A 13,257-nucleotide genomic window follows, 5' to 3' on the forward strand; every position below is an offset into this window, starting at 1 on the left:
CAACTGGGCTGAGTCCTTTTGATTTCTGGTTCGTTTTGCAACTCCAGACTATCACTGTCAGCGGCTCTGCCCACCCCTTGCTTGCAGGGCAATTCTTCTTATCCTAGTGCCATGAGGGTCGGAGCCCAAATGCGGGACACAGCCGTCTCGACCCGCCAGCTTTGATCGCGCAATTGGGATCCGACCCCCATTGGCTCCGACCCGTGCAGTCGAAACAAATTACTTCTCTTTTGATAGTTAAAAATAGGATCTTCTTACGCTCATCTGGTAAGCACAAGCAGCCGTTTTGGCATCTGAAAATTGGCCTAAATTTCTGAAAAATACCTACCATGACCGACGAAGAATCCCTACTCGCGGCCATCCACGAAGAGGTGCGGCTGCATTCCTATGACCCGTCGTGGCCCCATGCGTTTGCGGCTGAGCGGGGGCGGCTGGCTTCTCTGCTGCCGGGTGTGTTTCGGGACATCGCGCACATTGGAAGCACCGCCGTACCCGGCATGCCCGCCAAGCCCACCATTGATCTGTTGGCCGGTGTGGAGTCCATGGCGGTGGCGAAGTCCATCGCGGAGCCGATCTGCCAATCGGGCTACACCACGTCAGCAGAGTTCAATGCCAGCCTGCGGGACCGCCAGTGGTTCATGCGCTGGGCCGAAGGGCACCGCACGCACCACCTCCATGTGGTGGTGCACTCAGGCAAGGTCTGGCGTGAGCACCTGGCATTTCGTGACGCACTGCGGTCAGACGCTGCGCTTGCGGCCCGCTACGCGGCGCTCAAGTCCGAACTCGCGGCAAGACACACCACCGACAGAGAGGCCTACACCGATGCCAAGGCCGCCTTCATTCGCTCCGCACTGGGCGACGGCTGAGGTGGGCCATGGAGCCAACGACTTCACTGGTGAAAATGCTTCGTTTTTGATAGTTAAAAATAGGAGCTGCTTGTGCTGATTGAATCGGCACAGGAGGCTGATTTGGCATCTGAAAAATGGCCTAAAAATTGCAAACTGGCGCAATGGCTACCCATGCTCACGCCCTGGGCGCGATGCCCGGTGCAGCCGGGCGGATCAGGGCTGGCGTTGTTTGAGCGCACCGAGTTTAGCCAGACCCCGCCCAATGCGCGCACCGCAGGTTCCCGCAGCGCCAGCGGAGGGCGCAGACCGTTGGGGCGACGCATCGATGGTTACTTTTGGTGTTCACGTACACACCACGCTACGCCAGCACTTGCATCCGCCGCCTCCGCGCCCATGTAAGCTAGTGCGACCGCCAGGGGCTGTTTTATAAAGAAAATAGGCCTCTAGCGCTTATTCCATAGGCGCAAGAAGCTATGTAAACGATAGCATATTGCCACCCCATTTTGAAAGGCCACCATGGGTTTAGGCTTGTTTTCTCTGCTCAAGACCGTTCCCTGGACCGAGGTGATCTCTACCGCGCCGCTGGTGGCGCAAGGGGCCAAAAAGCTGTGGGACAGCGTGGCCAAGAAAGCTTCGCCTGCGCCCGCGACACCCCCGGCCCCGGTGCTGCCCACCCACGATGCAGTGGTGGCCGAGCTGCAGGCCCGCATCCTCGCGCTGGAGGCCACTAGCGCCGAGCTGCACGCGCAGATGCGCGCCTCCAGCGAGCTGATCCAGGCGCTGGCCACGCAAAACACCGAGCTGGTGCAGCGGGCAGAGGCGAATCGGGTGCGGCTGCGCTGGGTGAGTGGGGCCCTGGTGGCGCTGGCCGTGGGCCTGGTCTACGCCCTGAGAACCCAGATTTAGGAGGCCCCCGCCATGCGCATTCCACCCGGCTTCAACACCGTCGCGCCCTACTTTTTCGTGGAGGGTGCCGACGCGTTTGCGCGTTTTCTGGTGGCCGGGCTGGGGGGCACCGAGACCTGCCGCAGCCTGCGCCCCGACGGCCTGGTGGCCAATGTGCAGGTGCGGCTGGGCACGTCCACCGTGATGGCCAGCGAAGCCAGCCCGGCCTACCCGGCGATGGTGGCCGCGTTTTACCTGTATGTGGAAGATGCCGACGCGGCCCTGGCGCAGGCGCTGCAGCACGGTGCCACGCTGGAGATGGCCGTGGCCGACATGCCCTACGGCGACCGCCAGGGCGGCGTGCGCGACCCGCACGGCAATATCTGGTGGATTTCGCAGCGGCTGGTGGACGGGCCCTACACGCCGTAGGTACCCCCGCACATTAAAAATCAGCCCCTCTTTTTCAGGGATACCGTGGAACTGGCTTTGCCAGGCCACTGGTATCGCCCCCTGCAAGGGGGTTGGCGAAAAGTGCCACGCACTGCAGCCTGGGGGTGAGCCTAAACTGCCCCGGGGTTGGCGATCAGCGTGGTGCTCGAAGCGCTGGTGCCCAGCAAACCCGCCTGGGTGTACACCGCCAGCTTTTGGCGCGTGTCGGCGATGTCCATGTTGCGCATGGTCAGCTGGCCAATGCGGTCGGCGGGGGTGAAGCCACCGGCTCCGCTTTCCATGGTCAGGCGCTCGGGGTGGTAGGTCAGGTTGGGGCTGACCGTGTCCATCAGCGAGTAGTCGTTGCCACGGCGCAGTTCCAGCGTCACTTCGCCGGTGATGGCGCGGGCGATCCAGCGCTGGGCGGTTTCGCGCAGCATCAGGCTTTGCGAGTCGAACCAGCGGCCCTGGTACAGCAGGCGGCCCAGCTTGCGGCCATTGGCGCGGTACTGTTCGATGGTGTCTTCGTTGTGGATGCCGGTGACCAGGCGCTCGTAGGCGATGTGCAGCAGCGCCATGCCGGGGGCTTCGTAGATGCCGCGGCTCTTGGCTTCGATGATGCGGTTTTCGATCTGGTCGCACATGCCCAGGCCGTGGCGGCCACCGATCTCGTTGGCGGCGTACATCAGGGCCACGGCATCGGGGAAGGTTTGGCCGTTCAGTGCAACCGGCTGGCCTTCTTCAAAGCGCACGGTCACCGATTCGGCCTTGACCACGCAGTCGTCGCGCCAGAACGGCACGCCCATGATGGGCTTGACGATGTGCATGCCCGCGTTCAAGAACTCCAGGTCCTTGGCTTCGTGGGTCGCGCCCAGGATGTTGGAGTCGGTGGAATAGGCCTTTTCCACGCTCATCTTGTAGTCGAAGCCGTTGGCCACCAGGTACTCGCTCATTTCCTTGCGGCCACCGAGTTCGTCGATGAACAGCTGGTCCAGCCAGGGCTTGTAGATGCGCAGCTCGGGGTTGCACAGCAGGCCGTAGCGGTAGAAACGCTCGATGTCGTTGCCCTTGTAGGTGCTGCCGTCGCCCCAGATGTTCACGCCGTCGTCGCGCATGGCCACCACCAGCGCGGTGCCGGTCACCGCCCGGCCCAGCGGGGTGGTGTTGAAGTAGGTAGCACCGCCGGTGCTGATGTGGAAAGCACCGGCCTGGATGGCGGCAATGCCCTCGGCCACCAGCTGCGGGCGGCAATCGACCAGGCGGGCCATCTCGGCACCGTAGGCCAGCGCCTTGCGCGGGATTTCGTCGTAATCGGACTCGTCGGGCTGGCCCAGGTTGGCGGTGTAGGCGCAGGGAATCGCCCCCTTGGCCCGCATCCAGTGCACGGCGGCGCTGGTATCCAGCCCCCCGGAGAAAGCGATGCCGACGCGTTCGCCAGCGGGGAGTTTTTGCAGAATATTGGCAACCATGGTGTTCTCTGGGTCAGTGCGAAGCCTTCGATGTTAAATGACGCGGAGCACGCGGGTTTACAGTGCCTCTGCAACCCCAACCACCCACGCCAGCCCCATGCACCTCCTCGACCGCACCAAAGCCTGGGCCCGGCGCATCAAACGCGACGGCGTGACGCTGTGGTTTGCGGGCCAGCACCCGGGCACGCCGTGGTACGCCAAGGCGCTGGGCGGCCTGGTGGTGGCGTATGCGCTGAGCCCGATCGACCTGATTCCCGACTTCATCCCCGTGCTGGGCTATGTGGACGATGTGCTGCTGCTGCCGGGCCTGATCTGGCTCACCATCCGGCTGCTGCCGCCCGAGGTGCTGGCGGACTGCCGGGGCCAGGCCGACGCGTGGATGCAGGCCCAAAAGGCCAAGCCGCGTAGCTGGATCGGCGCGGTGCTCATCGTGGCCGTATGGGTGGCGCTGGGTGCGGCGGCCTGGTGGTGGCTTCCGTGGGGTTGAAGCCTGCATCGGGTAAATTGGTAAACCCCCACCGCACTGTGCACGCCCCATGACACCCTCCGCCTGGCTCCTGTTCATCACCATTTCCCTGGTGACCGCGTTCACCCCCGGCCCAGCCGTGCTGCTGGCGATGTCCAACACGATGGCATGGGGTCTGCGCAAGACGCTGCTGGGCAGCTCCCTGGGCAGCGCGGTGGGGGTTTTTGTGGTGTCGGGCATTGCCATGGCCGGGCTGGGCACCTTGCTGCATACCTCGGCATGGCTGTTCGCCGGACTGAAGACCGCCGGGGCGCTGTACCTGATGTACCTGGGCTATCGCCAGTGGACCAACCCCGGCTCGGTGTTCAACAAAACCGCCCAGGTCGTGGAGCAAACCCACAAATCCCGCTTGGCGCTGGCCCGCCAGGGTCTGCTGGTGTCGCTGACCAACCCGAAGAGCATTCTGTTCTTCACTGCGCTGTTCCCGCAGTTCCTGCACCTGGACGCGCCCATGCTGCCGCAGTATCTGTCACTGACCAGCGCGTTCACCGCCTGCGCCTTGACCTCGCACGTGGTCTATTCGCTGCTGGCCACGCGCTTGCAGGGCTGGTTCTCCACCCCACGCCGGGCCCGGGTGTTCAACCGCGTCACCGGCGGTGCGTTTGGGCTGTTGGGGCTGGGGTTGTTGCGGTTGAAGAACCCGGCGTAAAAAAGCACTGCGCCACTAAAATCGCCACCATGCACACACACCTGGACCACGTGATCGACGAAGCACTCGCGCTGGTGCCCCAAGAGCGCTCGGCCCTGGTGCTGGCGCTGCTGGACAGCCTGGACGGTGACGATGAGGCCACGGTGGCCAACGCCTGGGCGGTCGAGATCGGCCTGCGCAAAGCGGCCCTGCGCTCGGGTACCGTGCAGGCCGTGCCCTGGGCCGAGGCGCGCGCGCGGTTGAGCGCTTTGTGAACACGGGCTACGCCCTAGCCATCGACCGCATCGCAGACAACCCGCTGGGCAAGGCGGCGGACGGCGACGGTAATCGGCGGCGTGTGCTGCAGCGGTATCCCTACTCGGTGGTGTACGAAGTCGCAAAACGCAGCATCACCATCCTGGCCGTCGCCCACCATCGGCGCAAGCCGGGGTATTGGCAACCTGCGAATTAGCCCATGCCCCCACACCCCCGCAACGCCACCGGCGACTCCTTTTTTGCCTGGGAGGGCGACGTGCTGATCGTCAACATCCTGGGCAAGCCCTCGGCCTGCTGCGACGCGATCGCCAAGCCCATGGGCACGCAGCTCAAGGTGAGCGTGACGGCCACGCCCAAGAACGGCAAGGCGACGGACCACATGGTGCGCTTCCTCGCGCCCTTGTTCGGCGTGGCAGTGGGCGATATCGAGGTGGTGTTTGGGCAGGAAAGCATCCACAAGCAACTGCGCATCAAAGCGCCGAAGAAGCTGCCGCCGGTGTTCACGTAACCCTGAGAGGACTTACGCAGCGCCCTCTGTGTCGCCCACCGGGCGCACAGAGGGGCTTGCGTAAGTCCGGCCTGACTTGGAACTTTGCAGTGCCGCCCCGGCTCCCACCCGGCATACTCTGGCCCCACCATGCTGCACCGCTTCCTCACTGCTCTGCTTTTAATAGCTGTCTACGCCCTTCCCATAAGCGCTAGTGCCCAAAAAAGCCTGAATTCTGTCGTCACCACGCCGCAGGTGCGCGCCGAGCTGCTGGCGCACGCGCCGCAAGGGGTGCAGCCCGGCCAGCCGGTGTGGGTAGGTTTGCAGATCGCGCACCAGCCGGCGTGGCACACCTACTGGAAGAACCCCGGCGATTCGGGCCTGGCCACCAGCCTGACCTGGACGCTGCCGCCCGGCGTGACGGCGGGCGACATCGCCTGGCCGGTGCCGCACCGCATCCGCATCGGCACCCTGGCCAACTACGGTTTTGAGGGCACACTGCTGCTGCCGGTGCCGCTGACGATTGCGCCCGACTTCAAACCATCGCTCTTGGCCAGCGAGCTGGAAGTGAAACTGCACGCCGTGTGGCTGGTGTGTCGCCAGGAATGCATTCCCGAAGAAGGCGACTTTGTGCTGAAGCTGCCGGTGAAAAGCTCCACCGGCATGCACGCCACTGCGTTCGATGCCGCCCTGGCCGCCCAGCCCACCGACCTGAAAGCGCGCAGCCAGGTGCAGGTCGAGGGGACCGAGCTGCACGTCACCGTGGCCGACCTGCCCGCCGCGCTGCGCGGCCAGACGCTGGAGCTGTTCCCCGAAACCCCGGAGATCACCACCCCTGCCGCCGCCATCACCCAGCGCTGGGACGGCCCGGTCTGGTCCGCCACCGCGCCGCTGACCGCCATGCGCAGCCAAAGCCCCACCGAGATGCCGCTGGTGCTGGCCACCGCCACCGGCCAGGGCTTCCGCACCGTGGCCGATGTGCAAGGCGAGTGGCCGCGCACCGTGGCCGCCCCGACGCTATCGCCCGCCCTGGAAGCCGCTTTGCGGGCCAACAGCGCGGCCTCGCAAATACCTGCCGCGCCCAGCCTGTCGTGGGCGGCCGCGCTGCTAGGCGCGCTACTGGGCGGGCTGATTTTGAACCTGATGCCCTGCGTGTTCCCGGTGCTGGCGATCAAGCTGATGGGCTTTGCGCAGCACGCGGGCGACAAAAAGGCCCACCGGGTCGATGGCCTGGCCTACACCGCCGGGGCCATGGTTTCATTCTTGGCGCTGGGCGGCTTGATGCTGGGCCTGCGGGCGGCGGGCGAGCAACTGGGCTGGGGCTTTCAGCTGCAGTCGCCTGCGGTGGTGGCCGGGCTGGCGGTGCTGTTTACCGTGGTGGGGCTGAACCTGGCGGGGCTGTTCGAGTTTGGCCAGTTTCTGCCCAGCCGCGTGGCTACGCTGCAGGCGCGCAACCCGGCGCTGAACGCGTTTTTATCCGGCGTGCTGGCGGTGGCGGTGGCCTCGCCCTGTACCGCGCCGTTCATGGGGGCTTCGCTGGGGCTGGCCGTGGGCCTGCCGGTGGCGCAGGCGCTGCCGATCTTTGCGGTGATGGGCTTCGGCATGGCCCTGCCCTACCTGCTGGCCAGCCTGAGCCCGGGCCTGGCCCGGCTGCTGCCGCGGCCCGGCGCGTGGATGGCCACCTTCCGCCAGCTCATGGCGTTCCCGATGTTTGCTACCGTGGCCTGGCTGGTGTGGGTACTGGGCCAGCAAAGCGGCATCGACGGCGCGGGCAGCCTGCTGCTGCTGCTGGTGGCGGTGGCCGCGGTGCTGTGGGCGCTGGGGCTGGCCGGGCGCGGGCGCTGGATAGCCGCTACGCTTTCGATAGCTGCTCTCGCTGGTGTTATAAGCGCTACAGGCCAAAATCTTATAAAAATTGTGCCCCTCTCCGGCGCGGTGGCCGCCACCGAGCGCTGGCAGCCCTGGGAGCCAGGCCGCGTGGAGCAGACCCTGGCCACCGGCCAGCCGGTGATGGTGGACTTCACCGCCGCCTGGTGCGTCACCTGCCAGTACAACAAGAAAACCACCCTGTCCCACCCCGCCGTACTGGCCGACCTGGAGGCCAAGAACGTGCAGTTGCTGCGGGCAGACTGGACCCGCCGCGACCCCGCAATCACCGCCGCCCTGGGCCAACTGGGCCGCAACGGCGTGCCGGTGTATGTGCTGTACAAGGCGGGCAGCGCGCCGCAGGTGCTGTCGGAGGTGCTGGACGTGGATGATTTACGGGCCGCCATCGCCAGGCTGTAGCCCGGCTACACCGCCAATGCCATCAACGCGGGGCGGCGCGCTTCCCACTGGGCCAGCCACTGGGGCAAGGCAGCGCCGGGCATGGGTCGGCCAATGAAGTAGCCCTGGGCCACATCGCAGTCGCGCCCGCGCATGAAGTCCCAATCGCTGCGGTCTTCCACCCCCTCTGCCACCGATTTGATGCCGAGCTGGTGGGCGATGGTCAGCGTGCCTTCCACGATGGCTGCCAGTGCCGGGTCGTGCTCAGCGCCGTTGACAAAGCTGCGGTCCAGCTTGAGTTCGTCAAACGGAATGTCGCGCAGTTGCGCCAGCGAAGAATGCCCGGTGCCGAAATCGTCAATCGACAGGCCAATGCGCTTCAGGCGCAACCGGGTCAGGGTGTCCAGCGAGGCGCGCGGGTCCTGCATGAGCCGACTTTCCGTGACCTCCAGCACCAGGCTGTTGGCGGCCAGGCCGGCATCAAACATCAACTGGGCCACCTGGTCGGGGAAGTCCAGCGCGCCCAGGTTGTCCATGGATACATTGACCGCCACCTGCAGCGCCAGCCCCTGGGCACGCCACAAGGCGGCCTGGCGCACGGCTTCGGCCAGCACCGCATGGGTGAGTTGGTCGATGAGCTGGTGCGCCTCGGCCAGGGGAATGAACTGGTCGGGGTAGACCAGCCCCCACTGCGGATGCTGCCAACGCACCAAGGCTTCTACCCCGACCACGGCACCGGTAGCCATATCGACCTTGGGCTGGTAGTGGTTGACAAGCTCGCCACAGGCAATGGCCCGCTCCAGGGATTCGGGGCTATGCAGCGGCGAAACCGCACGGGTGGGGCTGGTGCCCTGCTGGTTGGCGCTGCTGCGCAGCACACTGCCTGCCAGCAGCTGCTGCAACTGGTCGGCCGGTATGGGCTTGGAGATGGCCCCCAGGATGTGGATCTGGTGGGCCTGCGCCAGCTTGAGCACGGTGTGCAGGATGCGCGTGCCCTCCCCGCTGACCAGCACCAGGCTGCCACGGTAGCCCAGGCGTGCCAGGTTGCGCACAAACTCCACGCCGTCGATGTCGGGCATCTGCAGGTCGCAAAACACCAGTGCAATGCCGTGGTCGGGCAATTCCATCTGTCGCAGCGCATCGCGCGCGTGCTCGTACAGCGTGACATCATGGCAGCCGGCCAGCGCCAGTTGCCGGGCCAATAGCTTCAACGCAAACGCGTCGTCGTCGATCACCAGGGTTTTCATAGCCGCTCTTTTCATGGTGGTAAGGGTCAATTAAAAGACGTGGTCTTGCACCGCTTGCAAGGCCACTGCGAACTCGGCCATGCTCTGCGCAATGGCTTCACGCGTGCCGCTGCGGCAGGCGTTTTCGAGCTCGGCACACACATCGCCCAGCGCCGCCGCGCCGACCGAGCGGGAAGACGACTTCAACCGGTGCGCAATGGCGGCCATTTGCCGGGTGTCGTCCACCGCATGGGCGGCGCGCAGCTCTTTGGACAGCCGGTTGGCCGAGGCCCGGTACTCGTCCAACAGCTCGCGCACCACCTCGGGGTCGTCGCCCACCAGGTCTTGCAGGGTGCGCACGTCTACCGCCAGGCCGGGCTGCACCGCGTCTGGCCGGGGGGCGGCCCGGTCGGTGGGCATTTCGGCCTGCGGGGAGGGCAACCATTTCTTCAGCGCCGCCTGCAGCAGGTGCAGGCGTAACGGCTTGGTGAGGTACTCGTCCATGCCCGCGGCAAAGGCGCGCTGGGATTCGCCGTTCAGGGCGTTGGCGGTCAGGGCCAGTATGGGCATGCGTGTAACGGCGGGGTTGCCCAGGGCCCAGTCCCGCTGGGCTTCTTCCTGGCGGATGGCGCTGGCCAGGCTGTAGCCGTCCATGCCGGGCATGTGCAGGTCGGTGAGCAGCAGGGCATACGAGCCCGCCAGCCACAGCCGCAGGGCTTCGGCGCCGTCGGGGGCCAGTTCGCCCGCAAAACCCAACAGTTCAATCTGGCGCAAGATGACTTTCTGGTTCACCTCGTCGTCTTCGGCGATCAGGATCAGGCGGCCCTGGGCACGGGCTTCGGCAATGGTCGGCGGCTCGGCCAGTTCCGCCAGGTCTTCCTGGCCGTTGTCGCGGTACACCTCGGGCGACTGCCGGCCCGCCGCCACCGCCACGGCCCGCACCAGGGCGGCGCGGCGCAGGCAGTTGCCGTCCAGGCCGACGATGTCGGCATCGGCCACCCGCGCGCCACGGCGCATGCCGCGCGTGATCAGCAGGTGGCGCACATCGGTGGCTGCCGCAAACACCCGGCGCAGGGCATCCAGGTCGATTTTTTGCGGCCCCAGCACCTGCACCACCACCGGGCGGACCAGGGTGCGCGCGCTGTGGGCCGCTGCCGCCAGACCGGCCACGCGGTGCACCGTGGCCCCGGCCTGTTCCAGATAGACCCGCAGGTCGTCCACCATGCCGTCGGTGCCCACCAGCACGCAGTCCACCCGGTGCAGGTCGGCCTGCAGGGGCGGAATGGCCGATTCCACTGCTTGCAAGGGCAAGGTCACGGTGAACGTGGAGCCTGCACCCAGGCGGCTTTGCACCGCGATGCGGCCCCCCATCAGCGTGACCAGGCGCTTGCACACGGTCAAGCCCAGGCCGGTGCCACCAAAGCGCCGGGTGGTGGAGGCCTCGCCCTGGGTGAAGGGCTCGAACAGCGCATCCAGCGTGGCATCCGACATGCCAATGCCGTTGTCGCTGAAGCGCAGCACCAGGGCACCGTCCTCAGAGGTCACGCGGATGCCAATGCGGCCATGCAGCGCCGGTTGCCCCAGGCTGAACTTGATGGCATTGCCCAGCAGGTTGACCAGGATCTGGCGCAGCCGGGTCGGGTCGCCCCACATCTTGGACGGCAGCGAGGGTGCGATGAACAGGCCCAGATCCACGTACTTGTCGAGTGCCATGGGCAGCAGCGAGTCACAGACGTTCTCGACCAGGTCCGTCAGGGGTATCTCCACCCGCTCCAGCTCCAGCCTGCCGGCTTCGATCTTGGAGAAATCCAGAATCACGTCGATGATGCCCAAGAGCGAAAACGCCGAGGCCCGGATAGTGCTGGCCGCGTCGGCCTGGTCTTCGGCCAGGCCGCTGTGGCACAGCACCTCGACCATGCCGATAACCCCGTTCATCGGGGTGCGTATCTCGTGGCTCATGGTGGCCAAAAATGCGCTTTTGGCACGGTTGGCGGTCTCGGCGGCTTCGCGTGCCAGCACCAGCTCGGTGGTGCGCTCGGCCACCCGCTGCTCCAGCTGGGCGTTCATGGCCAAAATTTCGGCTTCGGCGCGTTTGCGTTCGCTGATGTCCACGCTGAACAGCGACACCCCATCGGGTGCGGGCAAGGCGCTGACCTGGAACCAGGACTGCGTGCCATCCGGGTAGGTGTAGACATGCTCGCCGTGCTGGGCCAGCCGGGTCTGCATGCAGCGCTGGACGATGGCGTAGATCAGCGTGGCCTCAATGCCCGGCTCCACCTCGGTCACGGTGCGCCCCACCAGGTCCTCGCCCACATGGCGGCTCTGGCGCAGCGCCGCCGCATTCACGTACCGGTAGCGCCAGTCAAAGTCGATGATCTGGCAGCCCTCCAGCATGTCGTCCAGCGTGTGCCGGTGCATGGCCGAGCTTTGCCGCAGCGCCGTAGCCATGCGCTCGCGCTCGGTGATGTCGCGCAGGGCGGCCACTACCACCAGGTCGCCGTCCAGCTCCAGCGGGCTCAGGCTGATGTCCACGGGGAACACCGTGCCATCTTTGCGCAGGCCGCGCAGGTCGGGCCGCTCCACGCCCATCACCTGCGGCACCGCCGCCTCCAGGTAGCTTTGCCACAGGGCCATGTGCTCCACACGGGCATTGGCGGGCATCAGCATCTCCACCGGCTGGCCCAGCAACTCGCCACGGCTCCAGCCAAACAGGGTCTCGGCCTGGCGGTTGATCTGCACGATGCGGCCCTCACGGGTGGTCATCACCAGGGCATCGGGCGCGAGTTCAAACAGATCGACAAACCGGCGCTGGTTGGCATCGAGTGCGGCGGTGCGCTCGGCCACGCGGCGCTCCAGGTCGGCGTTGAGACTGCGCACCCGGTCGTCCGCACCGGCGCGGGCCAGCATCTCCCGGCCAATTGCGTGCGACAGCAACATGAAAATGCCCACCGTGCCCGCCAGCGTGGAATACAGCAGCAACAGGGCCCGCTGGCGGTCCACTTCGGCGCGGGATTTGCCCTCGGACAGCAAGGCGGCCTGTTGCAGGTCGGCCTCGCGCACCAGCGCCTGTAGCGCGTGCATCGTGTGGGTGACTTCGCCGTTGGCCACCGCAGCCGCAATCGCGTTGGGCCCCTTGCCACTAATGGTGTCAAAAATTTGCTCCAGCTCGACGAGACGGCGCTCTTCCAGGGCCGTCAGCCGGTTCAGCATGCTTTGCAGCGCAGGGTCATGGGTGACCAACGCACGGTAGCCGCCCGCGTCGTTGCGCAGCGCCTGGGTGAGCCGCAAGAAATTGGTGCGCCGCATCAGGGAGTCGGTCAGCAAGGAAACGACGGCATCGGACTCGGCATCGGCCACCATGGCATAGCGCTGGGCCAGACGCGCCCGCACGTCCTGGATATGCAAAACCCGCTGCGCCGATGCCACCGCCTCGGTACTGGCGCGGTAGGTAACCCCCGCGCCCATGGCGAGCAGCAAAAACACGCCGCACAGGCCGCTGACCACTTTGAGTTGGAGGGTGGCACGGGTCATGAGCGAGGGCTCGGACAGCACATGCCGGTTGCGGCTGGCCAGCAGCGTGCCCAGGCCCAGCAGGCCATAGGCCAGCGCGGCATGCCCGGCAATGGCGGGAAGCACATTGCGGTCGATCGCGCGGGTGGCATCCAACACAAATGCCAGCAAACCCAGTGCCGCCACCCCCAGGTTCACCGCGGCCAGCAACCACACCAAGGGCCGCAAGCGCGCGCTGGGCAGCACCACCAAGGCCAGCCCGATGGCTCCCAGCGCCAATGCACTGTAGATCGACATGCGGCCCGGCGGCGCGCCTACGGGGCCCCCGGTATCCCGAAACAAAAGTTCGTCAATGCCCCATTGCCACCCGAACAGGTGCTGCCCTGCGGTGGCAAACCCCAAGGCCGCCACCAGCAAGCCCAGCCCCATGGCGACCCGGTAAGGCACCGATGCGGCCCGCCCTGCCGCAATAATGACCCCGGCCCCCGCCAGCACAATGCCCAGCGCGGTATTGGCCTGCATTTCAACCGGGCTGGGCCAGACGCTTTTGAGCCACGGCAGGTTGGCCATCCAGCCGACCAGGGTGGCCAGGCCCAGCAACATGCTGGTGCCGCCCGCAACCCGGGCAATGGTAGAACGCAGAGCTATCACGGGCATAGGCATAGACGTCGCATGCGAACCCGTATGGGATGCTTATAGTTACATTTG

At 66.1% G+C, this 13,257-nt stretch carries 12 protein-coding genes; 9 read left to right on the plus strand and 3 right to left on the minus strand.

All coding sequences use genetic code 11. The annotated features are described in order from the left end of the window. The first annotated feature begins 329 nt into the window (after positions 1-329). From AC097O_RS15755 to AC097O_RS15765, 3 genes are all read left to right on the plus strand, one after another. Positions 330-866 (plus strand): GrpB family protein, encoded by a 537-nt coding sequence (locus AC097O_RS15755; protein ID WP_479593873.1) that lies wholly within the window; start codon positions 330-332, stop codon positions 864-866. A gap of 498 nt (positions 867-1,364) precedes the next feature. Continuing rightward, a complete protein-coding gene (locus AC097O_RS15760) occupies positions 1,365-1,754 on the plus strand; it encodes a hypothetical protein (RefSeq protein ID WP_479593874.1) in 390 nt (129 codons plus the stop codon). A 12-nt stretch (positions 1,755-1,766) separates the two neighbouring features. Continuing rightward, positions 1,767-2,162 carry a VOC family protein gene (locus AC097O_RS15765; RefSeq protein WP_479593875.1) on the plus strand — a complete coding sequence of 132 codons (396 nt, stop codon included), beginning with the start codon at positions 1,767-1,769 and terminating at the stop codon, positions 2,160-2,162. 131 nt (positions 2,163-2,293) lie between these two features. Here the strand turns inward: AC097O_RS15765 and argG are convergent, their stop codons facing one another. Next, positions 2,294-3,631 carry an argininosuccinate synthase gene (argG, locus tag AC097O_RS15770; protein WP_315192203.1) on the minus strand — a complete coding sequence of 446 codons (1,338 nt, stop codon included), beginning with the start codon at positions 3,629-3,631 and terminating at the stop codon, positions 2,294-2,296. Positions 3,632-3,728: 97 nt separating this feature from the next. Between argG and AC097O_RS15775 the strand changes: the two genes are divergently transcribed. From AC097O_RS15775 to AC097O_RS15800, 6 genes are all read left to right on the plus strand, one after another. Beyond that, positions 3,729-4,118 carry a YkvA family protein gene (locus AC097O_RS15775; RefSeq protein ID WP_479593876.1) on the plus strand — a complete coding sequence of 130 codons (390 nt, stop codon included), beginning with the start codon at positions 3,729-3,731 and terminating at the stop codon, positions 4,116-4,118. Positions 4,119-4,167: 49 nt separating this feature from the next. After that, positions 4,168-4,806: a LysE family translocator gene (locus AC097O_RS15780; protein ID WP_479593877.1), complete on the plus strand. Its 639-nt coding sequence runs from the start codon at positions 4,168-4,170 to the stop codon at positions 4,804-4,806. A gap of 29 nt (positions 4,807-4,835) precedes the next feature. Continuing rightward, positions 4,836-5,060 (plus strand): addiction module protein, encoded by a 225-nt coding sequence (locus AC097O_RS15785; protein WP_479593878.1) that lies wholly within the window; start codon positions 4,836-4,838, stop codon positions 5,058-5,060. Next, positions 5,057-5,257: a type II toxin-antitoxin system RelE/ParE family toxin gene (locus tag AC097O_RS15790; RefSeq protein ID WP_479593879.1), complete on the plus strand. Its 201-nt coding sequence runs from the start codon at positions 5,057-5,059 to the stop codon at positions 5,255-5,257. Before AC097O_RS15785 ends, AC097O_RS15790 begins: the two co-directional genes overlap by 4 nt. A 3-nt stretch (positions 5,258-5,260) precedes the next feature. Beyond that, positions 5,261-5,569: a DUF167 domain-containing protein gene (locus AC097O_RS15795; protein ID WP_479593880.1), complete on the plus strand. Its 309-nt coding sequence runs from the start codon at positions 5,261-5,263 to the stop codon at positions 5,567-5,569. Between the two features lie 129 nt (positions 5,570-5,698). Next, a complete protein-coding gene (locus tag AC097O_RS15800) occupies positions 5,699-7,834 on the plus strand; it encodes a protein-disulfide reductase DsbD family protein (RefSeq protein WP_479593881.1) in 2,136 nt (711 codons plus the stop codon). Between the two features lie 5 nt (positions 7,835-7,839). Here the strand turns inward: AC097O_RS15800 and AC097O_RS15805 are convergent, their stop codons facing one another. Then, a complete protein-coding gene (locus AC097O_RS15805; RefSeq protein ID WP_479593882.1) occupies positions 7,840-9,075 on the minus strand; it encodes an EAL domain-containing response regulator in 1,236 nt (411 codons plus the stop codon). Positions 9,076-9,090: 15 nt separating this feature from the next. Next, the gene (locus tag AC097O_RS15810; RefSeq protein WP_479593883.1) at positions 9,091-13,206 is read right to left on the minus strand and encodes a PAS domain S-box protein; all 4,116 of its coding nucleotides are present in this window, start codon (positions 13,204-13,206) and stop codon (positions 9,091-9,093) included. Positions 13,207-13,257: the final 51 nt, after the last annotated feature.

Source organism: Rhodoferax sp. LS1P39, from assembly GCF_056521425.1.